Genomic DNA, 25272 nt, shown 5'->3' with positions numbered 1-25272 from the left:
GCATCATGTCCTCGTCTTCCGCCAAGTCCCCGCTGGACGCCCTGCCCCGCACCACCCGCCGCGAACTGCTCAAGCGCTTTGGCGCCATGGGCCTGGCCGGCTCCACCGCTGGCGGCCTGGGCCTGAACCTGGCCGCGATGAGCCAGGCCAGCGCCGCCGTCGGCAGCAGCTACCGCGCCCTGGTCTGCGTCTTCCTGTATGGCGGCAACGACGCCTACAACACCGTGCTGGCGACCGACAGCGCCTCCTGGGCCAACTACGCCACCGCCCGCAGCGCGTCCAACAACGCGCTGGTACTGGGCGCCGCCGGCACGCCGGCCGACCCGACCAGCACCGCCGTGCACACGCGGCTGGGCGGCGTGCTGCCCATCACCCCGGCGCATGCGCAAGGCCGCACGCTGGCGCTGCACCCGGCGATGACCGAAGTGGCCGCGCTGTTCAACAAGGGCCGCGCCGGCGTGGTCGCCAATGTCGGCCCGCTGGTCGCACCACTGACCAAGGCCCAGTACCTCGCCGGCACCGGCCAGAAGCCAGTCAAGCTGTTCTCGCACAACGACCAGCAAAGCACCTGGCAGTCGCTGGCCACCGAAGGCGCCACCGCAGGCTGGGGCGGCCGCATGGCCGACCAGCTGCTGAGCGGCAACGGCGACTCGATGTTCACCGCCACGTCCATCTACGGCAACGCCGTGTGGCTGGCCGGCCAGCAGGCGCGCGCCTACCAGCTCTCGCAGGGCGGCGCGATCCGCATCGGCAGCAGCTCCGGCGCCGCCTTCGGCTCGACCACGGTGCAGCAGAAACTGGTCTCGCTGATGAGCAGCGCGCGCAACAACTCGGTGCTGGAACGCGAATACGCCGCCACCGTCGGCCGCTCGGCCACCGCCGAAGGCACGCTGCGCAACGCCCTGCCGGCCATGGACGCCGGCCCGTGGGGCAGCAGCACCAACCAGACCACCGACGCGCTGCTGCTGCATGCCAACCCCAGCACCGGCGCGATGGCCGTGAACCCGCTGGCGCAGCAGCTGCAGGCGGTGGCCCGCATGATCGCTGCGCGGCAGACGCTGGGCGTCTCGCGCCAGGTCTTTTTCGTCGGCATCGGCGGCTTCGACACCCACGACACCCAGCCCGACCGCCACGCACTGGCGCTGGCCCGCCTCTCGCACGGCCTGGGCTATTTCGACAAGGCGCTGCAGGCCATGGGCGTGGACGACGGCGTGACCACCTTCACCGCCAGCGACTTCGGCCGCAACCTGAGCAGCAACGGCGATGGCGTGGACCACGGCTGGGGCGCGCACCACTTCGTGATGGGCGGCGCGGTGCGCGGTGGCGATGTCTACGGCACGCTGCCGGTCTACGGCAAGTCCAGCGGCAACGGCGTCTTCGACAGCCCGGACCAACTCAGCCAGGGCGCCCTGCTGCCCTCGATGCCGGTGGAGCGCTACGCCGCCACCATGGGCCGCTGGCTGGGCCTCAGCGACGCCCAGCTGCTCGACATGCTGCCACGCCTGGGCAACTGGTCAGCCGCGGACCGCACGCTGGGCTTTTTGGGCTGAATCAGTTGGCACCCGAAGGCGCCACCAGTTCGCTCGCGCGTCCTCGTCCTACCGCGGGCGCTTTTGCCACGCCCTTGGGCTGCATGCCGCGCTGAACCGCAAGGCGGGTGGCCAGCCGTTCGAGCTGGGCCACGCCGCAAGGGCGCGTCCAGGCCGGCGGCAGGCTGGGTGCAGCGGTTGCCGCTGCGCCTTCCGGGGTCTTGACGTTGCGCTTGGGGAACGGCATCAAGGGAATGTCCACCTCGCGCGCGCCGACAAACTGCGCCAGCGCGGTCCACTTCTGGACATCGGTGGTGCTCGGGTCGGTCAGGTCAATGCGCAGCAGGTTCGGCTCGACCTGCGCGCCGAAGAAGCGCTTCACACGCGCCTCGTGTGCATCGAACGCGTCGGCCCAACTCGCATGGTTCGCGTACAGCGCGAGGTGGATGACCCGCCAGGCGGGCAGGCCAACCACACCCTTGCCGGTGCCCTGCGCGCAGAGATCCTGCAGGTGCTGGTGGCTGCGGATCCAGTGGAAGTGGCGCTGCATCGAGGTCGCCCAGGCAGCCTTGTCGCGCACCGTGAAGACAAAACGCGCCTGCGGGAAAGCGTGGTACAGCGTCTCGAACTGGAAGGCAATGGGCGTGTCGGACAAGGCGTCGTGCGACAGGATCTCGTCCCAGCCCAGGATGCCGCCGTGCGCGTCGGCCCAATGGGCCGAACGCAGACCCAGCAGCGCCATCGCGTCGTTGAGTGAACGCGTGCCGGTGCGCGAGAGGCCAATGCCAAACACCTTGACCGAAGCCACTTCGCCCAGCGGGCGGAACTCCTCGGGGAACAGGCGCTGCACGCATTGCGCCGCGGCCGCCACCACCGGACCTTGCGGATACAGGCCGCGCGCGGTGCGCAGCAGACGCACCGCCAGCACCAGGTCCCCCACCCGAAGTGCGGCCGCAGCCAGGCCCAGGTATTCCGCTGGCGCCCGGCGCGGCCCGCCGGCCAGCACCAGGCGGACCAGGTCGCCGTCAAATTTCAGCTGAAGATCGTCTTGCGTCTGCATGGCTCCCCCTTCCCATGTCTTCGATGGCCGGATTGAGCGCGGCGCCACTGCTGGCTTCAGCAGGTGTGGGCCGCGTCCTGCAGGAATCGGCGTGCAGGCTGTGGCGCCTGTGGCAGCAACCGATGCACTGGTCCGGCGACGGTTTTTGTCATGTTACAGGCGCTGCTTATACATTTCCGGCTCGGCAAAACCAATCCCCTTGATCGTCTCCCGACGTAACCGGGGTGACCTCACAGATTGCGCGTCAGGAATGCATCCAGAGCCTGGGGCGGCACCTTGACATCGTCCCGGTTGAACTTCACGTCGTGGACCCAGGTTGAATAGTCGGGCACGCCCTGGCCGTCGACCGCCTCGCAGATCATCGCGTCGTAACGGTAGCCGAGGCCCAGGCCCATGGTCCAGTACGCCGCGGTGGCGCACAGCGGCGGCAGCAATTCCAGCAGTCGGCTGCCGCGAGGCATGAAGGCGCCGTTGGTCAGGCCGGCACCGTGCAGTCCCAACATCGCATCGGCATTCAAGCTGCAGTGCAACTGCGCAGGCACGCTCATTTCCTCGAACTGCACGGCCTGGAAGCCGTGCTGCGCGATGACTTCGTGCGCCTCGCTTTCGTTGGCGATTCTTCGTGCCTTGCCGGCCTGCCGGCTGACGTACAACCGCTTGCCCAGGTCGGGCAGCGCACTGGCTTCCGGCGAAGCCGCAAGCCAACTGGCGACGGCAGGGCGCAACCTGTCCTCGATGAAGGCTGCGCTGATGACATCCAGGCCCTGCCCCGGATGCGACATGTTGAAAAACGCGGCGTCGGTCACCAGCAGCCGCTCCACCTTGTAACTCAGCTTCTGCTTCCTCGGTCCGACGATCCCGAAGCACACGGCCAGGCCCAGGCAGTCGAACAGAAAGCTGGCGAAGGTGGACTCCAGCACCAGGAAATACCGGTCCACCTCGGCCGGCGCCAAGCGCGGAATCCGCGTCAGTTTGTCCAGCAGCAGGTGGCAGGTGTTGAACACGCTGAAGCGATCATCCAGCAGGCCGACCGTGCCCCGGAGGGGAATGAGATCCTCCGCAATGAACGGCCGGCCGCCCGAGGAGAAGCCTTCGATCAACTTGCCCGCTGCATCGAACACATAGAACTGCGGGTGCCCAGGCACCGTGCCGTCCACGGTGAGCGTGGCGTCGGCGATTTCCCAGACGGCCGACTCCTTGATGTACAGGTTCGGCCGGTTGAAGATGTAGTGCGGGGCGGCGCTGGCCGGCGGCTGCCGGCGGATGAGGTTGGCGTCGTTGCCGCCATGAAGCCGCACCGCACTTCCCACATCCGACGACCGGCGCGGCTGCGGCTTCGCCAAATTGCTCATTTCAAGACCTTCTCGATAAGCACGCCGCGCGCAGCAAGGCTTGCGAGGCACGGCAAACCCGGAGGATGCCATGCTTGGTCAGCCGCCGGCGTGTCAGGTCAAGGCCCGTCGCAGAAACGAAGCAGCGCTTGCTGCGTCAGCCCCCAATGGCGCCGGTGCCGGCGCCGTCAGCAGACGACGTGCCGGTTCATTTCACACGTCGCCTCGTAAAGCTCCAGGTCGAGCGCGTTCGCCGCGGCCAGCAATGCGAAGGTCTCGCTGCCGATCTCATCCTCCAACGCGCGAAGCCGGTCTGCTTGGCTTGGCGCTGAGGGGCGGGAAACGTTTTCCGCCACCGGGAAGGCATGGAACAGCGGGAACTCCGGTTCGATGACTTGCTGCAGCCAGCGCATCGACGCATCGAAGCGATCAACCAGGCCGACATAGGGCAAGGCATGGAGTGCTGCCAGTGCACGCTCGCGCTCGTCACCGTAATCCGGACGCTTCATTCGGGCCAGGCGCTCGCCGTGGAAGTTGCGGCACTGGCGGTCCTGCGGCAGCGCCAGCCGGGCGCGCACGTAACCTGCCAAGGTCGTGCCCTTGGCCAGCTGCGAGCCGAAGCCGACATCATCCTTCTGCTGGCGCTCGAACTGGTAGGCCGACGCGATACGGTCAATGGGATGGCGCATGAAAACAATGGGCATGACCTGCACGTCAGGCAGATCGGGCACCGGCAGCTGCGCGGTGTGCGACGAGAAGGCACTGGCTTGCGGATTCGCTTCCAGCCACTCGGCCAGCTCCAGCGCGTGCTGCTCGGCCGGCTTGTCCTCGAACTCACGGGTCAGCCAGCGGCTGCCGAAGTTCTCGTGCAGGATCTTGTCGACCGAGGTGCCCGCGTTCTTGAACAGGTGGTAGTGAAACAGGACCAAGCGCGACATACGGCGGCGACCTCTCCCTCGGGGCAACGAATGGCCGGGGCTGTCTACTCTGCGATGCAGCTTGCCGACCGGGGCGCACTGGATGTGGCGCCTGGCAACGGAATGCCGGCCGCACCGGGGTGCAGGTGAAGCCAGACATTTCCACCGAGCATACCCGTCGAAAAGCTGTCCGTTACGCTCGCAACGCGGCCGATACCTTCTGTTTCAGCTGGATCAAGGGTTTGCCGTGTCAGGTACTTCCCGCTTGACCATCGGCTTCGTCCGCAGTCGGGTTTTCATCGGCAACAGGCGGCGATTCGGCCGGCGCCACGCCGCGCCGGCCGCGTTCGGTGGCCGCCTGGTGCAGCAGCAGGTCGTCGGTGTTGGCGGCGACCAGTTGGTCGTAGACCTCGTCGCCCAATTCAGCCTGCAGTTCGGAAACCCGCTGCGCCAGGCTGCGGTTCACGTCGCGGCTGACGTTGGCGGCCACCTGGGCGCCGCGGAAGTCGGGGAAGTCCTGCTGCAGCAAGGCTGCCAGCTTGTCCATCGAGACGTCGAAGTCCTCGACCACGCCGACAAACGGCAATGTGCGCACGGCCTTCAGCGAGCGCTCCAGCTCGCTGCCATGTTCCTCGGAAAACATGCGGGAGAAGCGCGAGGCCTGGAAGTTGCGGCACTGGCGGTCGCGCGGCATCGACAGCCGCACCTCGCAGTAGCCGCCCAGCGTGGTGTGGCGCGCCAGCACCGAGCCGAAGCCCTTGCCGCCTTGCTTGCGTTCGAAGCTGTAGGCCGAAGCCACACGGTCGATCGGGTGGCGCACGAAGATCAGCGGCACGATCTTGATGCCGGGCAGCTCCGGCGGCGGCAGCTCCATGGTGTGCGAGGAAAACGCCACCGCGTCGGGGTTGGCCTTGATCCACTGCGCCACGTCCTTCGCATGCGCTGCGGCATTGGCCCGGGCCTCGAACTCGCGCGTGACCCAGCGCGTGCCGAAGTTCTGCTTCAGCACTTGGTCCAGCGAGGTGCCGGCGTTCTTGAACAGGTGGTAGTGGAGGATGACGGTGCGGGCAGACATGGCGCGAAACGGGCAAAAACTCAGACGGGAACGGCCAGCGCGGCCTGGATGGCGTGGTCGACCGCGTCGTTGCTGTAGGCGATGCTCATCATCGCCTGGCCAGCCTTGGCGGCCGCGGCCACCCGGTCCGGCTGGCTGTGCAACAGCACGATCAGCCGCGCCAGGCCGGCAGCGTCTGCCGCCACAAGGCCTTGCAGGTTGGGCGTCAGCAGCACGCCTTCGGCGGCAGTCGGTGTCATCACACAGGGCACGCCAGCGGCAAACGCCTCCAGCACCTTGCCCTTGACGCCGGCACCGTAGCGCAGCGGCGCAACCGAGATCAGTGCGGACTCGTAGACCTCGGCCACGTCGGGCACGTAGCCAACCGCCTGCACGCGCGGGCCGGCCAACTGCTTGACCTCGTCGGGCATGTTGCTGCCGACCAGCACGCAAGGCACCTCGGGCAGCGTCTGCCAGACCAGCGGCATGATCTCGCGCACCAGCCACAGCGCGGCGTCGACGTTCGGCGTATGGCGGTAGCCGCCGACAAACACCACGCCGCGGCGCTGGGCCGCTGGCGTCTGCACCGGGCGCAGCGGGTAGGCCCAGGGCACCACGTGCACCGGCGCGCCGGGCAGCGCCTCGGCCAGCACTTCCTGCTCGGTGGCAGAGTGCACGATGGTTGCGTCCACCGCGGCAATGGCCGCCAGCTCCTGCCGCTTGACGGCCGAGGCCTTGAAGGCCAGCGCGCTGTCGCAGGTGATCTGCGCCTCGCGCTCCATGCGCAGGTAGTGCAGGTCGGCCACGTTGTAGAGCACGCGCGCCAGCGGCTGGTGGCGGCGGATCAGGCCGGTGTATTTGGTGCCGTTGTTGAAGCGGTGCAGGTAGACCAGGTCGATGGGCGCGGTGTTCTTGCGGAAGAACTCTTCCACGCTCCAGTAGTGCGGGTGGTACAGGCACTCCACGCCCAGCGCCTGCAGCGCCTCGGTGTAGGGCGCGATGCGGGCCAGGTTGTCGGCCGGGATGAAGGTGACCTTGTAGCCCAGGCGCAGCAGCGACTTGATGTGCTGGATCGCCGCATTGGAGCCGGCATCCTGGTCCGGGGTGGGCACGCTGTCGTCGATGAACACCGCACGCTTCTTCACCGTGCGCTCGCACTCCAGCTCAGGCTGCTGGGCATTGAAGCGATGGGTGGCCAGCACGCCTTTCCAGCGGTCGTAGAACTTGCGATGGTTCACGGCCTGGAAGCGCTTCATGCCGCTGCCGGTCACGCTGGTGCCCGAGGTCTGGCCTTCCAGGTGGACGATGACCGAGGCCGGCTGCACGACGACCCGCTTGCCGGCCTGGCGCACGCGGAAGCACAGGTCGGTGTCCTCGTAATAGGCCGGTGCGAAGTGCAGGTCGAAGCCACCCAGTTCGTTGAACAGTGCGGCCGGGATCATCAGCGCGGCGCCGGAGACGTAGTCCGCGTCACGCAGGTACGAGAAGCGCGGCTCATCGGCATTGCCGTTGCGGCCCCAGTTCCAGCCGTCGCCCATGCGCCAGACGATGCCGCCCACTTCCTGCAGCGAACCGTCGCCGAACAGCAGCTTGGAGCCGGCAATGCCCACGTCGGGCACGTCGCGGAAGGTGCGCGTCAGCGTGTCCAGCCAGCCTGGGTGAACCAGTGTGTCGTTGTTCAGGAAAAACAGGTACTCGCCGCGGGCCAGCTCGGCGCCGCGGTTGCAGCCCTTGACGAAGCCGAGGTTGGTCTCGTTGCGCACCACGCGCACCGTGCCGCCGAACACCAGCGGTGCGAGCAGCGTTTCGTCCTTCGAGCAGTCATCCACGACGATGACTTCGAAGCTGTCTTCCGGCAGGTGCTGCTGGATCGAGCGGATGCAGTCATAGGTCAGCTGGAACTTGCCGTAGACCGGGATGATGACCGACACCTTGGGCTGGGCGAAGGTCGGCAACAGCACCGCGGGGTAGCGCTGCGACATCGCCAGGCCGGCCGCGCCGACCCACTGCGCCGGCGCAACGCTGTCGACCAGCTCGGCCAGCACGCCCAGGTTCGGACCTTGTGCCGCCGGTTCGCCAAGTTCAAGCTGGCGGCGGGTGATCAGGCCCATCTGTTCGACCAGCAGCGCCAGCGCAAAGCCCAGGTCATCCGGCGTGCGCGCCACCGCGGCTTCGGCCTGCATCAGCTGCTCGACATAGATGCGGGTGCTGCGGTCCAGCGCACCGCCATCACGCTCCAGCACCCGCGGCGAACCGCTGAGGTCGCTGCCGTCGGACAGGCGGCGCACGCGCAGCGTGTGGCGGGCCAGTGGCAGGATGGTCGGGCCGAAATTGAACGAGAAGCCGTGCCGGCCATTGCCCATGCCCAGCTTCTGCAGGTCAGGCCGGTACAGCTCGGCCAGCACCACGGCGAGTTGCGTCTCGCCGTCCAGCACCTCGATCTGCACCGGCTCGTCCGGACGGTCCGGGTTCCAGACCCAGCCGCTGATGTGGTTGAAGCTGATCGCGTCGACGATGCCCAGCCCGTGCTGGGCGGCCACGGCATGCGGTGCAACGGTGGGAGAGGTGCTCATTGAAAGCCGTGTTCAGGAAAAGAAAGGCCGAAAGGCCGCAGGTGTCGTCAGCCCAGCTGCAGCGTGATGCTCTGCATCGCCACGCCCAGGCGGCGCCGGTCAGCGCCCAGCTCCAGCTGCTCGGGCGAGGCCGACAGCGGCATCGTCAGCACCAGCACGTTGTGGCGCGGCTCCAGCCAGCTGTGGCGGATCGGCATCGTGACATCGAAGTTGTCGGCCGCGTCGAACATGCCGCAGTACAGGCCGTTCAGGTGCACCCAGACCTGCTGTCGCGACAGCTTGCCGTTGCCCAGGAAGGGAATGCCGGCCAGGTGCAGCGTGATCGGCGAAGTGGTGGCCTGGGCGGTGAATTCGAGCTTGGCCTCCAGCGCCTGCGTCCAGCTCAGCGAGGCATTGCCTTCGTCCAGCGACCAGCCGCTGAGCGCGTAGTCGCGCACATTGCCGTCGCTGCCGAAGCGGATGGGTTCGTTGAAGCGCAGCAGTTTCATGTCGAGTCCTTGTTGACTACAGATCCTTCAGCCAACCCGCCACCGCGTCCTTGCCGGAGAGCTGCGGCGGGCCACCGACATCGGGCCAGGCAATCGCCAGGTCCGGGTCGTCCCAGCGCACGGCGCCCTCGGCCTGCGGGGCGTAATAGTCGGTGGTCTTGTACAGAAAATCGGCGGTTTCGCTCAGCACCAGGAAGCCATGCGCCAGCCCTGGCGGCACCCACATCTGGCGGTGGTTCTCGGCACTCAGCTCTGCGCCGACCCAGCGGCCGAAGGTCGGGCTGCCCTTGCGGATGTCGACCGCCACGTCGAACACCGCGCCGGCCGCTGCGCGCACCAGCTTGCCCTGCGCGTGCGGTGGTTTCTGGAAATGCAGCCCACGAAGCACGCCGCGTGCCGAGCGCGAGTGGTTGTCCTGCACAAAGCTGAAACCGCCGCCGGTCGCGTCGTCGAAGACCTTCTGGTTGAAGCTCTCGTAGAAGAAGCCGCGGCTGTCGCCGAACACCCTGGGTTCGAAGATCAGCACGCCTTCGATCTCGGTCTGGAGAACCTTCATGCTCAGAACACCTTGTCGGTCATGATGTGCTGCAGGTACTTGCCGTAGCCGCTCTTGGCCAGCGGCGCGGCCAGGGCGGCCAGCTGTTCATCGCTGATCCAGCCATTGCGCCAGCAGATTTCCTCCGGGCAGCAGGCCTTCAGGCCCTGGCGTTTTTCCAGCGTCTGCACGAAGGCGCTGGCCTCCAGCAGGCTGTCATGGGTGCCGGTGTCCAGCCATGCGTCGCCGCGGCCGAACAGCTGCACGTCCAGCTGGCCGGCTTCCAGGTAGCGCCGGTTCAGGTCGGTGATCTCCAGCTCGCCGCGCGGGCTGGGCGCCAAGGCCTTGGCATGGTCCACGACCTGCTTGTCGTAGAAATACAGGCCGGTGACGGCGTAGCGGCTTTTGGGCTGGACCGGCTTTTCTTCCAGGCTGATGGCGCGGCCCTGGTCGTCGAACTCGACCACGCCGTAGCGCTCGGGGTCGGTCACCGGGTAGGCGAACACGGTGGCACCGTCTTCGCGCGCCGAGGCGGCTTCGAGCCGGCGGCCCAGGTCGTGGCCGTAGAAGATGTTGTCGCCCAGCACCAGCGCGCTGGGTGCACCGGCCAGGAACTGCTCACCGATCAGGAAGGCCTGGGCCAAGCCGTCCGGGCTGGGCTGCACCGCGTACTGGATGTTCAGGCCCCAGCGGCTGCCGTCGCCCAGCAGCTGCTCGAAGCGCGGCGTGTCCTGCGGCGTGCTGATCAGCAGGATCTCGCGGATGCCGGCCAGCAGCAAGGCGCTGAGCGGGTAGTACACCATCGGCTTGTCATAGACCGGGATCAGCTGCTTGCTGATCGCCAGCGTCGCGGGATGCAGCCGCGTGCCGCTGCCGCCGGCCAGGATGATGCCTTTGCGTTGTTGCTGCATGGAAAAAACCGGTGAAGGCCCGGATGATGCGGGCTTGGGAAAGATGCGGAAACCGAGGAAGCGAAGTGCGCAACCTCAGTCGGTGCGATGGTAGCGGCGAAACCATGCCACGAAGCGCGCAATGCCCTCGGCCAGCGGCGTGGCAGGCCGCTGGCCGATCCATTCCGCCAAAGCTGTCACATCGGCATGCGTGGCCGGCACATCGCCGGGCTGCATCGGCAGGTAGACCTTGTGCGCTTCGCGGCCCAGCGCGGCCTCGATGGTGGCGATGAACTCACCCAGCGGCACGGGCGCCTGGTTGCCGATGTTGAACACCCTGTACGGCGCGCTGCTGCGGCCGGGGTGCGGGCTCACGCCGTCAAACGCCGGGTCTGGCTCGGCCGGCCGGTCCAACACGCCCACCACGCCGCGCACGATGTCGTCGATGTAGGTGAAGTCCCGCTGCAGCTGGCCGTGGTTGAAGACCTGGATCGGCTCTCCGGCCAGGATGGCCTTGGTGAAGCTGAAGTAGGCCATGTCGGGCCGGCCCCAGGGGCCATAGACGGTGAAGAAGCGCAGCCCCGTCGTTGGCAGGCGGTAGAGGTGGCTGTAGGTGTGCGCCATCAGCTCGTTGGCCTTCTTGGTCGCGGCGTAGAGGCTGACGGGGTGGTCCACCGCATCGGTTTCCGAAAACGGCGTCTTCAGGTTGCCGCCGTAAACGCTGGAACTGCTGGCATAGACCAGGTGCGCGACGGGGTGCTGGCGGCAGGCCTCCAGCATGTTCAGGAAACCGACCAGGTTGGCCTCGCCGTAGGCCTGCGGATGGGTGATGGAGTAGCGCACGCCCGCCTGCGCGGCCAGGTGCACCACGCGGTCGAAACGCTCGTTGGCGAACAGCGCCATCAGCCCATCGCGGTCGGCGATGTCCAGCTGCTGGAAGCGGAAGCCGGGCAGCGGCGCGAGCAGCGCCAGCCGGTCGCGTTTGAGCTGCACCGGGTAGTAGTCGTTCAGGTTGTCGATGCCGACCACCTCGTCGCCACGCGCCAGCAGCGCCTGCGCGACATGCAGGCCGATGAAACCGGCCGCGCCGGTCACCAGGACTTTCATGCCGCAGGCTTGACAGCGCCGGGCCGGCCGATGGCTTCGTAGTCCAGCCCGAATTCGCGCACCAGCGCCGGCTCGTAGAGGTTGCGGCCGTCGAAAATCACCGGCGTCTTCAGCGCCGCCTTCAGGCCATCGAAGTCCGGGCTGCGGAATTCCTTCCACTCGGTGACGATGACCAGCGCCTCGGCACCGCCCACGGCCTGCATCGGGCCGCTGGCATACGCGATGCGCGGCTCGTCGCCGAAGATGCGCCTGGCTTCGTCCATCGCCACCGGGTCGTAGACGTTGACCGAAGCGCCGCGCGCCAGCAGCTCGGCAATCACCACGCGGCTGGTGGCCTCGCGCATGTCGTCGGTCTGCGGCTTGAAGGCCAGGCCCCAGATCGCGAAGCGTTTGCCTTTCAGGTCGGCACCAAAGCGGGCCACGACCTTGTCGACCAGCACCAGCTTCTGGGCGTCATTGGCATCTTCCACGGCCTGCAGCACCTTCAGGCCCTGGCCCTGGTCGGCGGCGGTGCGGATCAGCGCCTTCACGTCCTTCGGGAAACACGAACCGCCGTAGCCGGCGCCGGCGTAGAGGAAGTGGTAGCCGATGCGCGGGTCCGAGCCGATGCCTTGCCGCACCAGCTCGATGTCCGCGCCCATCTTCTCGGCCAGCAGCGCCAGCTCGTTCATGAACGAGATGCGGGTGGCCAGCATCGCGTTGGCGGCGTACTTGGTCAGCTCGGCCGAGCGCAGGTCCATCACCACCAGCTTGTCGCGCGTGCGCTGGAACGGCGCGTACAGCGCACGCATCAGGTTGACGGCGCGCTCGTCCTCGGCGCCAACGACGATGCGGTCCGGCCGCATGAAGTCTTCCACCGCGGCGCCTTCCTTCAGGAACTCCGGGTTGGAGGCCACCGAGAAGGCGAGGTCCAGGCCACGCTTGGCCAGTTCGTCGGCAATGGCGGCCTTGACCTTGTCCGCCGTGCCCACCGGCACCGTGCTCTTGTCGACCACCAGCTTGTAGTCGGTGGTCAGCCGGCCGATGTTGCGCGCGGCCGCCAGCACGTACTGCAGGTCGGCCGAGCCGTCTTCGTCCGGCGGCGTGCCCACGGCGATGAACTGGATCGTGCCGTGCGCCACCGCGGCGGGTATGTCGGTCGTGAACTGCAGCCGGCCGGCGGCGGCATTGCGCCGCACCACCTCGTCCAGCCCCGGTTCGTGGATCGGAATGCCGCCGCCGTTCAGGATCTCGATCTTGCGGGCATCCACATCCAGGCACATCACATGGTTGCCCATGTCGGCCAGGCAGGCCCCGGTCACCAGGCCCACATAGCCGGTGCCAACGACGGTCACTTTCATGGAATTCTCCTTGGGGGCTCAGGGACGGAATTGTCGCGCAGCGGTTTGACTGCGCTGCGCTGCCGAAGGCGCCGGCAGGGGCAATGCGCCGATCAGTGCGGCACCGCGTAACGCGCGATGTCATCGGCGTACAGCTCGGTCAGCCGTTCGCGGGCCAGCGGCGTCAGCAACTGATGCGGCCACGGGCCCCGCTTGGCCTGCTCACGCGTCAGCACCACCTGGTCGGCCGGCTGTCCGTCGTCGGCGCGCTCCGGCACTCGCTTGCTCTGCACGTCATGCAGCCAGCGCAGCCCGGCGAAGTCAGTCACTGGCATGCCCATGCGGCGCTCGAAGTCGTTCAGCCCGGCGAACAAGTCCTGGCGACTGGCATTGATCAACACGTCCGGCGCATGCAGCCGCTCGACCGCATGGCATTGGCGCCGGTGGTGAGGATTGCATGCATCCAGGTCTTCGAGCGCGAGGAAATCGATGAACTGCTGGAAGGACAGGCCTTCATGCCAGGTGTCCCGCCCCAGCTTCTTCAGGATTTCGGCGCGCGCATAGCTGGTGCCCAGCGCATGGCGAAAGCTCGACACCGCGCGCTCCAGCGGATCGCGCACGACTCGCAACACCGTCAGCTGCTCGGCCGGAATCTGCCGCGTCGCCCGCTGCGCATCGCTGGCCATCAGCTTGTGGATCCGGTAGTCATGCGGCCACTCGCTGTAGGCCCTGGCCTCGCCAGCCAGCCCCATCGTGTGCATGAACCAGATCACTGCGCTGGAGCAGGCGGACTTCGGCGAGAACAGCAGCAGGAACTTGTGCTCAGGATGGATGAGCGCCGGCTCGACACTGTTGCAGGCCTTTCGCCAGGCTCGCGTCACCGGGTCCACGGACGCGCCGGCACGAGATGGCCCGGCCTGCTGCGCGGCTGCGTGTGGAATGAAGCGCCAGCCCTGGCCGGGCGCTGCCACGCGGCGGAAGCGTCCCAGCAACGGCACCTGGACCGGCGCGTCAACGGCGTCCGGCTGGGCCAGCAAACCTTCCCGCAGCTCGCGCAAGGTGGCGCACATCAGGCGCTGCACGGCGGCCGGCGGCAAGCCGGCCAAAGCCTCGGGTTCGGTGGCCTGGATACGGGCCAGCAGATCTTCCAGCGTCATGGTTGGTTCGCGCTCAAAACTGGCATCTGCCATTCGCCCAGCAACTGTCCCGTCTCTGCGACCGTCACACTGACGCCGTCGCCCGGCTGCAGCGGCTTGGCAAACCGGTGCTCGAAGCCGACGCAGCCCTCTCGCGGCGCATTCAGCATGCGCAGCCGGGCCTGGTGCTGCGTGGCGAGCAGGTTCGCCTCCGGCTGGCCGTTGCGCTGCAACTCAAGCGCTACCGGCCACGTTTGCTCGGCCCGGAAAGCGAAGCCCGACACCAGCTGGGCCGAGCATTCGCTGATGGCCCCATTGGTGAACGGCTGGCCGGCATCCAGCATCGCCAGCCGGCTGTCCAGCAAGCGGTTGGCGCGGGCGTAGAGCTGGCGCTCGTCGCGCAGCAGCGCGTCCACCTGCGTGGCTTGGCCAGGCGGCAGCGTGTACAAGGGCTGCGCCAGGGCTTCGCGCTGCGGATTCTGGTTCAGCTGCTGCGCTTGCAGGTCCAGCCCCAGGCTGGCGTTCAGCACGCGCAGGCTGTCGTCGTAACGTTCGGTGATGCCGACCACACCCAGCGCTTCCAGCGGCACGTTGGCCAACATGCGAGCCTGCACGCCTGCGCCTTGCGGCCGACGGATGAATTCCTCGAAAGGCCGCGGCGTCTGCTCGCGGTTGATGTGCGCATGGTGCGACAACAGCTGCGCCAGCGGCTCGCGCAGGAAGCTGACGATGCGCGTGGACGGGAACAGCGGCGCATACCTCGGCAGCGGCACATGCCCGGCCAGCATCGCGACCTGATCCTGTTGCAGCCGCTCGCGCAGCCGGAACAGGTCATTGGCCTGGTGCGACAGTTCGGCCACGCGTGCGGTGGTGTGCGGGTTGCCGACGCCGTAGTCGAACTCGCAGCGCGCCTCGCCAAAAGCCTGCAACGCAGCCTGGGTCAGGCTGGTGCCTGCGGTTTTGGGCACGTGAACGAAAAGCCACGGCGCAGCGGCGTGTGAACTCACGCCAGGATCTCGGCCAGCATGCGGTCCACGCCGACTTGCCAGTGCGGCAGGCACAGGTCGAAGGCCGTTTGCAGCTTGGTGGTGGCCAGCCGCGAGTTCAACGGGCGGGGCGCGGGCAGCGGAAAGTCCCGGGTGGGAATCGCCAGCACTTGGTCCGGCGCGACACGGATGGTCTTGCCATGCCGTCGCGCCCATTCGATGACGTGCGTGGCATAGCCGTGCCAGCTGGTTTCGCCGCCGGCACACAAGTGGTACAGGCCGCCCAGCTCGGGCTGGCGTGCCAGCTGGCGCAGGGCATGGGCGCTGACGTCGGCCAGCAGCTCGGCACCGGTCGGTGCGCCGACCTGGTCGGCCACGACTTTCAGCTGCTCGCGCTCAGCCGCAAGCCGCAGCATGGTCTTGGCGAAGTTGCCGCCGCGGGCGGCGTAGACCCAGCTGGTGCGGAAGATCAGGTGGCGGCAGCCGCTGGCCTGGATGGCCTGTTCGCCGGCCAGCTTGCTGGCGCCGTAGACGCCCAGCGGGCCGGTGGCCGCGGTCTCATTGCGTGGCTGATCGCCGCTGCCGTCGAAGACGTAGTCGGTGCTGTAGTGCAGCAGCGTGGCGCCCAGCTCAAGGGCCAGTTCAGCCAACTGGCCGGGCGCTTCGGCGTTCAGCCGCTGGGCCAGCGCCGGTTCGCTCTCGGCCTTGTCGACGGCGGTGTGTGCGGCGGCATTGACGATCACGTCCGGCTTCAACTCACGCACGGTGGCGGCGAGTGCATCGGCGTCAGCCAGGTCGCCGCCCTGGTGGCGGTCGCGCAAGTGCAGTTCGCCCAGGGGTGCCAGCGCGCGCTGCAGCTCCCAGCCAACCTGGCCGTTCGGGCCCAGCAACAACAGCCTGGTCATTCGCTGCGGCCCGTGTAGTTGGTCGCCAGCCAGTCGCGGTAGCTGCCGCTTTGCACCTGCGCCACCCACTCGGGGTGGTCCAGGTACCACTGCACCGTCTTGCGGATGCCGGTCTCGAAGGTTTCGGCCGGGCGCCAGCCCAATTCGCGCTCGATCTTGCGGGCGTCAATGGCGTAGCGGCGGTCGTGGCCGGGGCGGTCTGTGACGTAGGTGATCAGGCGGCTGTAGGGGCCGGCCGGGTCGGGGCGCAGCTCGTCGAGCAGCGCACAGACCGTCTTCACGATGTCCAGGTTGGCCTTTTCGTTCCAGCCGCCAATGTTGTAGGTCTCGCCCAGCCGGCCGCCGGCCAGCACCGCGCGGATGCCGCTGCAGTGATCCTCGACGTACAGCCAGTCGCGGATCTGCTGGCCGTCGCCATAGACGGGCAGCGGCTTGCCGGCCAGTGCGTTGACGATCATCAGCGGGATCAGCTTCTCGGGGAAGTGGTACGGGCCGTAGTTGTTCGAGCAGTTGGTCGTCACCACCGGCAGGCCGTAGGTGTGGTGCCAGGCGCGCACGAGGTGGTCGCTGGCAGCCTTGCTGGCCGAGTACGGGCTGTTGGGCTCGTAGGCGTTGGTTTCGGCAAACGGCGGGTCGCTGGGCTTGAGCGAGCCGTAGACCTCGTCGGTGCTGACATGGTGGAAGCGGAAGGCCGCCTTTTCGTCGCCCTGCAGGCCGCTCCAGTGGGCGCGGGCGGCTTCCAGCAGCGTGAAGGTGCCGTCGACATTGGTCTTCATGAAGGCGCCAGGACCGTGGATGGAGCGGTCCACATGGCTCTCGGCCGCGAAATGCACGATGGCGCGCGGGCGGTGCGTGGCCAGCAACTGATCCATCAAGGCACGATCGCAGATGTCGCCCTGCACGAAGGTGTGGCGCGCGTCGCCTTGCAGCGAGGCCAGGTTGGCCAGGTTGCCAGCGTAGGTCAGCAGGTCCAGGTTGAGCACTGGCTCCTGGCTTTGCGCCAGCCAGCCGAGGACGAAGTTGCTGCCGATGAAGCCGGCGCCGCCGGTCACAAGAATCATGGAATCTCCCGTTGCATGCTGCGGGGGCGCCAGCCGGCGCAGCCCCACGTCAGACCGCGATTGTCGCCAGAAACCGGTGGCCGACGCGACAATGCCGCGGTGCCAGCCCCGCAAGACCTCACACCGCCCGCCATTCGTTTCCAGCGCTACACCGCGGCCGACGCCGCGCGCTGGAACGCCACCGTGGCCGCCAGCCCGACGCAGAGCTTCCTGTTCGACCGCGGCTACATGGACTACCACGCCGAGCGTTTCGACGAGCACTCGCTGCTGGCCTGGCAGGGCGACACGCTGCTGGCACTGCTGCCGGCGCACCGGGTGGACGACCGGCTCATCAGCCACGGCGGCCTGAGCTACGGCGGCTGGCTGCTGGCGCGGCCGCTGGGTGCCGCCAAGCTGCTGGCGCTGATGCAGGCGCTGCAGCGCTGGTTGCCGTCGCAAGGCATTTCGTCCCTGCTCTACAAGACGCTGCCGCACATCTACCACCGCCAGCCCAGCGAGGCCGACCGCTACGCGCTGTTCCGCTGCGGCGCCGAGCGCGTGCGCTGCGACGCGATGAGCGCGATTGGCCCGGGCGCTGCGCACTGGCCCAAGGCCCAGCGCCGGCAGATCACGCAGGCGATGCGCCAGCGGCCCGAGCTGAGCTTTGAAGCACTGCGCAGCGGCGAAGGCGCCGGCTGGGCCGAGTTCTGGGCCGTGCTGCAGGCCGAGCTCCAGGCCCGCCATGCCAGCCAGCCGACCCACAGCGAGGCCGAGCTGCGCTTGCTGGCCAGCCGTTTCCCGGCGGAGATCAGCCTGCAGCTGGCGCGCTGGTCCAGCGGGGTCTGCGCCGGGCTGGTGATGTTCGAGACGGCCACCGTCTGCCACCTGCAATACATGGCGGCCGACGCCCAGTCCCGGCGCTGCGCGGCGCTGGATCAGCTGGTCGAACGTGCCATCGTGCACGCGCAGGCCAGCGGCAAGTGGTTCGACTTCGGCCATTCGAACGAAGATGGCGGACGGGTGCTGAACGAAGGCCTGGCTTTCTACAAGGAAAGCTTCGGCGCCACCGCGGTGGTGCACGAACACTACCTGCTACCCTGCCCTGAAGATCAGAACGGAGACTGACGCCGTGGCCCATGTGGACGACTGCCGCCTGGTGCAAATCCGCACCATCAACGACGAGCGGGGTTCGATCTCGTTTGCCGAGACGGGCGTCGACTTCGACTTCCCCATCCTGCGGGCCTACTGGACCTACGGTGTGCCGCCGGGCGCCTCGCGCGCCGGCCATGCGCACCTGCAGCTGCAGCAGCTCTACGTGGCCGTCACCGGGGCCTTCGATGTTTCGATGGACGATGGCACGCACCAGCGCACCGTGCGGCTGACGCACCCTGGCGAAGGCCTGCTGATGACACCCGGCATCTGGCGCGAGCTGCACCATTTCACGCCTGGCGCCGGCCTGCTGGTGCTGGCCTCGGCCCTGTTCGACGAGGCCGACTACATCCGCGAGCACGCGGACTTCATGCGCTGGGCGAAGCGCGGCTGAGCGAACTCAGTCACCTGGCGCCAGCAGCTCGCTGGTGCTTTGCATGACGGCCTGCAGCCACTCGGGCGGCGTGTCGAACCGGGTCAGCCACTCCTCGCGCAAGGCCTTGCGCACCCGCCGCGCCTGCGCCGGGCCGATGCCCGACTGCTGCAGCAAGTGGCGCAAGGCCTCGCCACCCGGAAACGGCAGGCCATGCTCACGGGCCAACGCCTCCAGCCGCCAGCCCAGGTGCTGCAGCAGCGAAGGCGGATGGGTCAGCGCGGCCGCGCAATCGCCACAGACCTCGCGCGTCAGGCCAGCCGCGAGGTCCTCGCGCAGCTGCCAGTAACCGGGGCCGTTGAACAGGTCCAGCATGCCGTGCTCGGCCGCACCGCCCAGCGCGTAGCGATCCTGCACCAGGCGGTTGCCGGCCTCGGTCATGTAGCAGCAGACCGTCAACTGCCAGTCGCCGGCTGCGGTCTTGCGGATGCCGGGCGCCTGGGTCCACGGGTACTGGCATTGGCGCACATGCGTGGCCGCGAGCAGGGGCTGGCCATCGGCGTTGCGGCGCGTCACGCCCACGCCCAGGCTGGCCGCCCGGGCCTCGAACGCCGCCGAAGGGCCGGGCAGCGGCGCAGGCGGCAGCGGGTAAAGGCCTTCGGAGGCCGACAGCTCGATGCCCAGCGCCGCCGCGACCGCCTGCGCCTCGTCGACCAGCCGGCTGCGTTCGGCCGGGTCCATGCGGTCCAGGTGCAGGTGGCCGATGGCCTGCTGGATCGGCGCGATGTTCATTTCCATGGTCTGCGCATAGACCGAATCAACGCCCCAGGCGTGGCCCAGCCGCACCACGTCGGCCAGCTGGTGCAGGTTCAGCGCGCAGGCGGTGAAACACAGCTGGATTTGCGCCGGCCGGCCGGTCTCGCGGCGCAACGCGACCAGGTCCTGCACCGTCTGCACAAAGCGCGGGAACGACGCGCCGACACGGATGGCCTCGAAGACCTCGGCGGTCGCGCCGTCGATCGACAGGCCGATGCTGTCCAGCCGCGCGTAGGCCTCGCGGTACTTGCCGCGCACCGGCACCGTGCCGTTGGTGACGACCGAGACACGCGCCTCGGGGTGCAGCGCATGACAGATGTCGATCAGCTCGGCCAGTTGCGGGTGCAGCAGCGGCTCGCCGCTGGTCAGGTCGATCTCGGCGAAGCTGGCGTCGCCAGCGCCGGCGGTCAGCAGCCGGCGCGCTTCGTCCGGCGAGATGTAGGCCTTGCGAAAACCGGTGACCACGTCGTCGCAGCCGATGCAGCGCAGGTTGCAGTTTTCGCTGACCGGCAACCAGAAGATTTCCGGCTGCAGCCGCAGCCCGCCAGCGCGGCCCAGCGCCAGGCTGGTGGCGACGCAGCGTTGATAGGCTGCCGCCTCGGCGGCGGGATCGCCCTCCGTGCTCACGGCTTGCGCGCCACCAGGCAGATCTCGGCCGCCTGTTCCGGGAACTGGCGGCCCAGTTCGATCAGGCCTTGCAGCCCGGCCTCGCCGAGCTGCGGCATCAGCGGCGCCATCTGCGCATGGGTGAAGGGCTTGAACAGATAGCCTTCGAAGCCGGTTTCCGTCAGGCCCGGGCCCAGCACCAATGCGCGCAGCTCGGCCGCGCCATAGACCACGGGCTGGCCCAGCAGGCGGTTGCGTTCACCCAGCGTGTTGGCCGCCGGGATCAGCCCGATCTGCACCGCCAGCAGGCGGTGGAACGAGCCGGCATTCGGCACGCTGACCAGCAGGTGGCCGCCTGGCCGCAGCAGCGCCAGCGCGGCGCGCAGCAAGGCCTCGGGCTCGGCAGTTTCGTGGATCACGCCGGACACCAGCACCAGGTCGACCTCCGGCGTGCTGCCGCGCAGCGCGGCCAGCGTTTGCAGCGCGGGCGCGGCGTTTTCGATGTAGTCCTGCACCACGCTGATGCGGTCGTCGCGCGCCGCAGCACCGCGCGCCACCTCGGCCCAGCGCGCAGCCGGCTCGACCACCGCCCAGCGGCTGTCGGCCGGCTGCATGGCCAGCCAATCGGGCGCCAGCAGCAGCGGGCCGCAGCCCACCTCCAGCACCCGGCGCGGCTGCAGCCTGTCCAGCCAGCGGCGGTTGCACTGCTGGCGCGCCAGCAGGCAGACCGACTCGAAGTCGGCCGCGGCAGCGTCCACCTGCGCGTCGTGGCGGCTGGCGTATTCGTCGGCGTCCAGCGGCTTGCCAATGGGCTGAGTCATCGCAGTTGCCCCACCACGCGGCGCACCGCTTCGGCCACCCGCTCGACCTGGCCGTCACTCAGGTGCGGGCCGATGGGCAGGCTCAGCACCTCGTCGCAAATCTGGTCGCTGAGGCTTCGCGCGGCTGGCGCCATCGCGGCAAACGGCGGGAAGCGGTAGACCGGTTTCGGGTAGTGGATCAAGGTTTCGATGCCTTCGGCCGCCAGCGCGGCCTGCAGCGCGTCGCGCCGGGCGCAGCGCAGCACGTAGAGGTGCCAGACCGGCTCGTTGCCGGCAGCCACCTGCGGCAGCGCGAGGCCAGGCAGGTCGGCCAGGCGCTGGTGGTAGAACGCAGCGATCTCACGGCGGCGCTGGTTGTGCGCCGGCAGCTTCTGCAGCCGGATGCGCAACCAGGCTGCCTGCAGCTCATCGAGCCGGCTGTTCACGCCAACCGATTCGTGCTGGTAGCGCGCCAGGCTGCCGTAGTTGCGCCGTTCGCGCAGCGCTTGCGCCAGCGCCGGGTCGCGGGTCACGACCGCGCCGGCATCGCCAAACGCACCGAGGTTCTTGCCCGGGTAGAAGCTGAAACCGGCCAGCGCGCCGAAGCTGCCCGCCGGGCGGCCGTCATGCAGCGCGCCATGCGCCTGCGCCGCGTCTTCGATCAGCAGCAGGCCGCGCTCGGCACACAGCTGGGCGATGGCCGCCGGGTCCGCCGGCTGGCCGTAGAGGTGCACCGGCATCACGGCGCGGGTGCGTGGCGTGATGCCGGCGGCCAGGCCGGCAGCGTCGACATTGAAGCTGCCTGCGGCAGGCTCCACCGGCACCGGCGTGGCACCGCTTTGCTGCACCGCCAGCCAGGTGGCGATGAAGGTGTGCGCCGGCACCAGCACTTCGTCGCCCGCACCAATGCCGGCAACCTGCAGCGACAGCGTCAGTGCGTCCAGCCCATTGCCCAAGCCGACCGCGTGCCCGGCACCGCAGAAGGCGGCGAACTCGGCTTCGAACGCGGCCAGTTCAGGGCCGAGGATCCAGCGGCCGCTGTCCATGACACGGCGGTAGGCCGCGTCATAGGCTTCGGCGTCCTGCTGGTAGATCGCGCGCAAATCCAGGAACGGAATCATGTCAGCCCCTCGTCCGCCGGGCACGTCGGCCGGTCCCCCGAGGGGACGGCGGGCCGGCTTGGGGCGGCCCGGCGCTCGGCCCGCCAAGCGTGCGCCACCGTGATCATGCGCCAGCCACCCAGGCCAGCTCGCGCTGGGTCAGGTCCAGCGACACGCTGAACGGCGCTGCAACGACGCGGCTGCGGTCGAAGCCCGGCAGGTTGCGGCCCAGCAGCCAGCGGTGTTGCTGGCCGCGCTGGACCGAGAGGTCGACGAAGGTCGGCAAGTTGACTTCTTCCTTGAAGATGGACAGCACGCGGGTGCCGGGCTGGCACCAGCTGAGATTGGTGTAGGCCGCCCCCGGCGGACCGGCAATGCCACGTGCGTTGGCAAACAAGCGCACCTGGTCCAGCAGGCTCAGCGTTTCCGGCGCCAGCAACTCGAAGCCCAGCGCCTTGGCCTGCGCCATGATGGTTTCTTCGTTGACCAGCGGCCGACGGTGCGCGCTCAGGCGCGAAATGTAAAGCAGGCGCTGCGGCGTGGGCGGCTGGTCCGGGTCCAGCCCCGCCGCGCGCCACAGGTGGCGGCAGAGATCGTCCATCAGCGGGCGGCAGGCGTACTCCAGCGGCGAGAGCACCAGCGCGTCGGCCAGCTGCAGGGTTTCGCCATCGGCGTATTCGATCAACTGCTCGGGCCGCACGCCAATGTCCTGCAGCGAGCTGCGCATCCAGCCCGACAGTTCGCGCGGCATCAACAGCGGCCGCCGGTCCAGCCAGCCTTCAGCCTGCAGCCAGCGCACACGCGAGAGGATCAGCACCATCCAGTGGTAGTAGTTGCGGTGGTAGGTGGCGTCCAGGTTGGCCAGCACCAGCACCGGCTCGGTGATGCGGCGGGTCTCGCCCGAGGGCTGCAGCGAACAGGCCAGGCGGCCACGATTGAGCACCTGCAAATGCTCGTAGGGATAGTCGCCCATCGACAGGTGCCAGGGCTCGGGCAGCAGCATGCCGCCCTCGCGGGCGATCAGCAGGTACGAGTTGCGCACCCGCAGCTCACGCATGGCCACCAGCGACAGCCCGGTGGCCGCGGTGGCGTGTGGGAAGCGTTGCACCACACCGTCAGCCCGCACCGATTCGAAATGGCCCAGCACCGCGGGGGCTTCCAGCACGCGCTGCTCGGCTGTGCCTTCTGCCGCCAGCCATGCGGGCCAAGGCCTCAGCCTTTGCAGCTCGGCTTCTCGGCCCCAGCGCAGGCCGGCGCGCAGCTCGGCCGCGGTGGCCAGGTCGCCCTCGGCCAGTGCACAGCGTTCACGCAAGGCCTGCAGGTAGGCCTCGGCCATGGTGCCGATGCGCTCGGCCAGCTGGTCGATGCTGGCCAGCGCGTCGGCCGGACGGTCCTGCGACAGCGCGGCTTCGCAGCGAAAGCGCAGCAGCTCGATCAGCTGGCGCAAGCGCCCGCCGCCGCCGTGCAGCGGTGCCGGCCCGCGCAACACATGGTCGGCCAATGCCTGCAGGTGGCCACACAAGGCCTCTTGCAGCGCCAGGTAGCGCAGCGGGTCGACCCGGCCGTACGCCGGGTCGAATTCAAAAGGGAAGCTCTGCTGCCACATCGCGGCGCTGGCGTGGGCCCGCTCCAGCAGGCGCAGCTGGCGCACTGCCACCAGCACGTCTCCCACCGGCTGCGGCGGCAGCGCAGCCAGCACCTGCGCAAAAGCCGGCAAGCTGGCGGCGCAGCGGCTGGCCCAGGCCTCGCGGCTGAGCGCGGGGTTGTGGAACGGGTCTTCGCCCAGCAGCGTGACCAGGCCGGCCAGCGCCTGCTGCAGCACCGGCGTCACGCCTTCGTCGAACAGCGGCGCTTCGGCAGCGGTCTGGGCCGTGGGGTCGTGCCGCGCCTGCAGCTGGGCCAGGCGCAGCTGGTCCAGGCTGCTGAGCGGCGCGACTGCCTCGATGCGGCGGTACCAGTCCATCGCCTGGGCTTCGGCGCCAGCCTGGGCCAGTTGTGAGGCGAACCAGCTGCAGGCCGCGTGGTAGCCCGGCAGGCCGGGGTCCATGGGCTCGAAGAAGGGCAGCAGCGACAGCTCGTCCACGCCATCCAGCAGCGCGCGTTTGGCCCGCTCCAGCGCCAGCACCGGGTGGCGCGGCAGCCTGGCCGCGGCCAGCGCCAGCAGCGCCTCGGCGTCCTGCGCTGCATCGAACTGGGCCAGCCGGCCCAGCATGTCGACCAGCATCGGCACGCAGATCGTGGGCAGCAACGGGCGCCGGCAGAGCAGTTCGCCGAGCTGGCGCAACACCGGCAGGTCCAGCGTGCACAAGGCAATCACCGCCAGGTCGCGGTGCAGCAGCCAGTGCGGGGGCGGCGCATCGGGGTCGGAGGCGGCAGGCTGGGGCGTCTCGGCCAGGCGCGCCAGCAGGTTCGGCAGCAGGCGCGGCAGCCAGGCCTGGGCCCAGTGCAGCGTGTCCAGCGACTCGGCACCGCGTGCGACGGCGGCAATGCCGCCTGCCAGTTCGGCAGGCCAGTCGGCCATGGGCGGGTCCACCTGCCCGGCCGGCACGCTGGCCAGCCAGGCGCCCAGGTGTTCGACCAGTGCCTGGCAGGCCTGCAGGCGCTGCAGCCGCTTGAGCGTGCGCAGCAGCACCAGCGCCGCAGCGGGCTGCTCGCCCGCACGCCAGGCCTGCGCATGCAGCGTGACCTGCTGGTCCAGCCATTCGGTGCGCTGCAGCTCCCCGGCGCAGCGCAGCGCCTGTGGGTACAGGCCGTGGGCGCGGCGCTGGTCTTCGCTGAGATTGGCCCAGGCCAGCGCCAGCACTGCCAGAAACGCCTCGCACCAGTGTGCTTCGGGGTGGGGCTTGCCGCGCAAGGGCCCGCCGTTGAGGGCATGCGCCAGACGCATCCAGACGGGCGGCGCGGCGCTGGGCCCCTGCAGTCGCTGCAGCAGTTCAGCGCCGCCGGGAAAGTCCTTGGGCGCACTGACGCCAGACTGCCGCAAGGCCGCCTTCAACGCGGGCGGCAGCATCTCGGGCCACCAGGCCGGGTCTGTCAACGGCAAGCCAGGTTCTGCGGAGTCGACCAGTGACATGCAGCGCAAACTTTCCGGAAATCCTCAGCGGCCTGGCACGAGGCGCCAGGCCGGAGGATGCTCGACACCGGCGCAGGGTGCGCCGGGCGAGCGCAGCTCATTCGGCGGCGGGCTCGGCTTCGGAAGCCGCCTTGGGCTTCGGCGCAACGTAGATCACGCGGCGGGTCGGCACCTTCTCGCCCTTGACGACCTTGTCGACATTGCGCACGGCAAAACGGCCGAGGCCTTCAATGTGCACGTTCTCCTCGGCTTCGGCGACGGCGGAACGCACCTGGACCAGCGCGATGCGCAGCAGGCGCTCCAGCGCCTTGTCGGCCAGCTTGCCGGCGGCGGCGGGGTTCTTTTCCTTGATCTGGGCAGCGAGTTCAGCGATTTTCATGAAGGTACTCCGGAAGTGGTAGGCAAGACAGGCGCCCTGCGGTGCCACGCAGTGGCCGGGCGCGATCGAATTCGGATTTGCATCATCCCATCGAAACGGGCAAAGC

22 protein-coding genes are annotated in these 25272 nt (G+C 68.7%); 3 read left to right on the top strand and 19 right to left on the bottom strand.

Annotated elements, in window-relative coordinates; translation table 11 throughout:
* Positions 1-5: 5 nt before the first annotated feature.
* A complete protein-coding gene (locus ACAH41_RS11170; RefSeq protein WP_325654506.1) occupies positions 6-1550 on the top strand; it encodes a DUF1501 domain-containing protein in 1545 nt (514 codons plus the stop codon).
* A 1-nt stretch (position 1551) separates the two neighbouring features.
* Here the strand turns inward: ACAH41_RS11170 and ACAH41_RS11165 are convergent, their stop codons facing one another.
* The 14 genes from ACAH41_RS11165 to rfbB all read right to left on the bottom strand — a co-directional run bounded on the left by ACAH41_RS11165 (position 1552) and on the right by rfbB (position 16891).
* Positions 1552-2589: a sulfotransferase gene (locus tag ACAH41_RS11165; protein WP_325654504.1), complete on the bottom strand. Its 1038-nt coding sequence runs from the start codon at positions 2587-2589 to the stop codon at positions 1552-1554.
* A gap of 230 nt (positions 2590-2819) precedes the next feature.
* The gene (locus tag ACAH41_RS11160) at positions 2820-3941 is read right to left on the bottom strand and encodes a glycosyltransferase family 61 protein (protein ID WP_325654502.1); all 1122 of its coding nucleotides are present in this window, start codon (positions 3939-3941) and stop codon (positions 2820-2822) included.
* Between the two features lie 167 nt (positions 3942-4108).
* Positions 4109-4858: a hypothetical protein gene (locus ACAH41_RS11155; RefSeq protein ID WP_325654500.1), complete on the bottom strand. Its 750-nt coding sequence runs from the start codon at positions 4856-4858 to the stop codon at positions 4109-4111.
* 229 nt (positions 4859-5087) lie between these two features.
* Positions 5088-5912, bottom strand: a complete 825-nt coding sequence (locus tag ACAH41_RS11150) for a sulfotransferase family 2 domain-containing protein (protein ID WP_325654498.1) — start codon at positions 5910-5912, stop codon at positions 5088-5090.
* 20 nt (positions 5913-5932) lie between these two features.
* On the bottom strand, positions 5933-8464 hold the full coding sequence (locus ACAH41_RS11145; RefSeq protein ID WP_325654497.1) for a glycosyltransferase: 2532 nt from the start codon (positions 8462-8464) through the stop codon (positions 5933-5935).
* Between the two features lie 47 nt (positions 8465-8511).
* The gene (locus tag ACAH41_RS11140) at positions 8512-8952 is read right to left on the bottom strand and encodes a hypothetical protein (RefSeq protein ID WP_325654496.1); all 441 of its coding nucleotides are present in this window, start codon (positions 8950-8952) and stop codon (positions 8512-8514) included.
* A 16-nt stretch (positions 8953-8968) separates the two neighbouring features.
* A complete protein-coding gene (rfbC, locus tag ACAH41_RS11135; protein ID WP_325654495.1) occupies positions 8969-9508 on the bottom strand; it encodes a dTDP-4-dehydrorhamnose 3,5-epimerase in 540 nt (179 codons plus the stop codon).
* Positions 9509-9510: 2 nt separating this feature from the next.
* Entirely contained in the window at positions 9511-10398 is an 888-nt protein-coding gene (rfbA, locus tag ACAH41_RS11130; RefSeq protein ID WP_325654494.1) for a glucose-1-phosphate thymidylyltransferase RfbA, read from the bottom strand.
* Positions 10399-10473: 75 nt separating this feature from the next.
* On the bottom strand, positions 10474-11484 hold the full coding sequence (locus tag ACAH41_RS11125) for an NAD-dependent epimerase (protein WP_325654492.1): 1011 nt from the start codon (positions 11482-11484) through the stop codon (positions 10474-10476).
* On the bottom strand, positions 11481-12824 hold the full coding sequence (locus tag ACAH41_RS11120) for a UDP-glucose/GDP-mannose dehydrogenase family protein (protein WP_325654490.1): 1344 nt from the start codon (positions 12822-12824) through the stop codon (positions 11481-11483). The genes ACAH41_RS11125 and ACAH41_RS11120 overlap by 4 nt, the downstream gene beginning before the upstream one ends.
* Before the next feature lie 92 nt (positions 12825-12916).
* The gene (locus ACAH41_RS11115) at positions 12917-13960 is read right to left on the bottom strand and encodes a sulfotransferase family 2 domain-containing protein (RefSeq protein WP_325654488.1); all 1044 of its coding nucleotides are present in this window, start codon (positions 13958-13960) and stop codon (positions 12917-12919) included.
* Complete coding sequence (locus ACAH41_RS11110; RefSeq protein WP_370538289.1) at positions 13957-14946, bottom strand: hypothetical protein; 990 nt, start codon at positions 14944-14946, stop codon at positions 13957-13959. Before ACAH41_RS11110 ends, ACAH41_RS11115 begins: the two co-directional genes overlap by 4 nt.
* Entirely contained in the window at positions 14943-15830 is an 888-nt protein-coding gene (gene rfbD / locus ACAH41_RS11105; protein ID WP_325654484.1) for a dTDP-4-dehydrorhamnose reductase, read from the bottom strand. Before rfbD ends, ACAH41_RS11110 begins: the two co-directional genes overlap by 4 nt.
* The gene (gene rfbB, locus ACAH41_RS11100) at positions 15827-16891 is read right to left on the bottom strand and encodes a dTDP-glucose 4,6-dehydratase (RefSeq protein WP_325654483.1); all 1065 of its coding nucleotides are present in this window, start codon (positions 16889-16891) and stop codon (positions 15827-15829) included. Before rfbB ends, rfbD begins: the two co-directional genes overlap by 4 nt.
* Before the next feature lie 99 nt (positions 16892-16990).
* On the opposite strand from rfbB, the gene ACAH41_RS11095 reads away from it, so the two are divergent.
* Together ACAH41_RS11095 and ACAH41_RS11090 are read left to right on the top strand one after the other, a co-directional pair.
* The gene (locus tag ACAH41_RS11095; protein ID WP_325654482.1) at positions 16991-17995 is read left to right on the top strand and encodes a GNAT family N-acetyltransferase; all 1005 of its coding nucleotides are present in this window, start codon (positions 16991-16993) and stop codon (positions 17993-17995) included.
* 4 nt (positions 17996-17999) lie between these two features.
* Positions 18000-18413: an FdtA/QdtA family cupin domain-containing protein gene (locus ACAH41_RS11090; protein ID WP_325654481.1), complete on the top strand. Its 414-nt coding sequence runs from the start codon at positions 18000-18002 to the stop codon at positions 18411-18413.
* Positions 18414-18419: 6 nt separating this feature from the next.
* On the opposite strand, the gene ACAH41_RS11085 is transcribed toward ACAH41_RS11090, so the two are convergent.
* The 5 genes from ACAH41_RS11085 to ACAH41_RS11065 form a co-directional block, all read right to left on the bottom strand.
* A complete protein-coding gene (locus tag ACAH41_RS11085) occupies positions 18420-19835 on the bottom strand; it encodes a radical SAM protein (RefSeq protein WP_325654480.1) in 1416 nt (471 codons plus the stop codon).
* A complete protein-coding gene (locus tag ACAH41_RS11080; RefSeq protein WP_325654478.1) occupies positions 19832-20635 on the bottom strand; it encodes a methyltransferase domain-containing protein in 804 nt (267 codons plus the stop codon). Before ACAH41_RS11080 ends, ACAH41_RS11085 begins: the two co-directional genes overlap by 4 nt.
* Positions 20632-21735: a DegT/DnrJ/EryC1/StrS family aminotransferase gene (locus ACAH41_RS11075; RefSeq protein WP_325654477.1), complete on the bottom strand. Its 1104-nt coding sequence runs from the start codon at positions 21733-21735 to the stop codon at positions 20632-20634. The genes ACAH41_RS11080 and ACAH41_RS11075 overlap by 4 nt, the downstream gene beginning before the upstream one ends.
* Before the next feature lie 103 nt (positions 21736-21838).
* Positions 21839-24787, bottom strand: a complete 2949-nt coding sequence (locus tag ACAH41_RS11070) for a glycosyltransferase family 61 protein (protein ID WP_325654474.1) — start codon at positions 24785-24787, stop codon at positions 21839-21841.
* A gap of 97 nt (positions 24788-24884) precedes the next feature.
* Positions 24885-25166 carry a hypothetical protein gene (locus ACAH41_RS11065; protein WP_325654472.1) on the bottom strand — a complete coding sequence of 94 codons (282 nt, stop codon included), beginning with the start codon at positions 25164-25166 and terminating at the stop codon, positions 24885-24887.
* Positions 25167-25272: the final 106 nt, after the last annotated feature.

It is taken from the genome of Ideonella sp. (assembly GCF_041287625.1).
In the GTDB taxonomy this organism is placed as follows: domain Bacteria; phylum Pseudomonadota; class Gammaproteobacteria; order Burkholderiales; family Burkholderiaceae_C; genus Ideonella.
Note: the sequence above shows the minus strand (reverse complement) of the source record. Positions and strands in the feature narration are given on the sequence as shown.

Bases quoted from the DNA above. Each gene is read 5' to 3' on its own strand.
- rfbB (WP_325654483.1), bottom strand. From the start codon at position 16,891: ATGATTCTTGTGACCGGCGGCGCCGGCTTCATCGGCAGCAACTTCGTC.
- ACAH41_RS11150 (WP_325654498.1), bottom strand. From the start codon at position 5,912: ATGTCTGCCCGCACCGTCATCCTCCACTACCACCTGTTCAAGAACGCC.
- ACAH41_RS11140 (WP_325654496.1), bottom strand. From the start codon at position 8,952: ATGAAACTGCTGCGCTTCAACGAACCCATCCGCTTCGGCAGCGACGGC.
- ACAH41_RS11125 (WP_325654492.1), bottom strand. From the start codon at position 11,484: ATGAAAGTCCTGGTGACCGGCGCGGCCGGTTTCATCGGCCTGCATGTC.
- ACAH41_RS11065 (WP_325654472.1), bottom strand. From the start codon at position 25,166: ATGAAAATCGCTGAACTCGCTGCCCAGATCAAGGAAAAGAACCCCGCC.
- ACAH41_RS11165 (WP_325654504.1), bottom strand. From the start codon at position 2,589: ATGCAGACGCAAGACGATCTTCAGCTGAAATTTGACGGCGACCTGGTC.
- ACAH41_RS11155 (WP_325654500.1), bottom strand. From the start codon at position 4,858: ATGTCGCGCTTGGTCCTGTTTCACTACCACCTGTTCAAGAACGCGGGC.
- ACAH41_RS11075 (WP_325654477.1), bottom strand. From the start codon at position 21,735: ATGATTCCGTTCCTGGATTTGCGCGCGATCTACCAGCAGGACGCCGAA.
- ACAH41_RS11170 (WP_325654506.1), top strand. From the start codon at position 6: ATGTCCTCGTCTTCCGCCAAGTCCCCGCTGGACGCCCTGCCCCGCACC.
- ACAH41_RS11160 (WP_325654502.1), bottom strand. From the start codon at position 3,941: ATGAGCAATTTGGCGAAGCCGCAGCCGCGCCGGTCGTCGGATGTGGGA.
- ACAH41_RS11080 (WP_325654478.1), bottom strand. From the start codon at position 20,635: ATGACTCAGCCCATTGGCAAGCCGCTGGACGCCGACGAATACGCCAGC.
- ACAH41_RS11115 (WP_325654488.1), bottom strand. From the start codon at position 13,960: ATGACGCTGGAAGATCTGCTGGCCCGTATCCAGGCCACCGAACCCGAG.
- ACAH41_RS11070 (WP_325654474.1), bottom strand. From the start codon at position 24,787: ATGTCACTGGTCGACTCCGCAGAACCTGGCTTGCCGTTGACAGACCCG.
- ACAH41_RS11120 (WP_325654490.1), bottom strand. From the start codon at position 12,824: ATGAAAGTGACCGTCGTTGGCACCGGCTATGTGGGCCTGGTGACCGGG.
- rfbC (WP_325654495.1), bottom strand. From the start codon at position 9,508: ATGAAGGTTCTCCAGACCGAGATCGAAGGCGTGCTGATCTTCGAACCC.
- rfbA (WP_325654494.1), bottom strand. From the start codon at position 10,398: ATGCAGCAACAACGCAAAGGCATCATCCTGGCCGGCGGCAGCGGCACG.
- ACAH41_RS11145 (WP_325654497.1), bottom strand. From the start codon at position 8,464: ATGAGCACCTCTCCCACCGTTGCACCGCATGCCGTGGCCGCCCAGCAC.
- rfbD (WP_325654484.1), bottom strand. From the start codon at position 15,830: ATGACCAGGCTGTTGTTGCTGGGCCCGAACGGCCAGGTTGGCTGGGAG.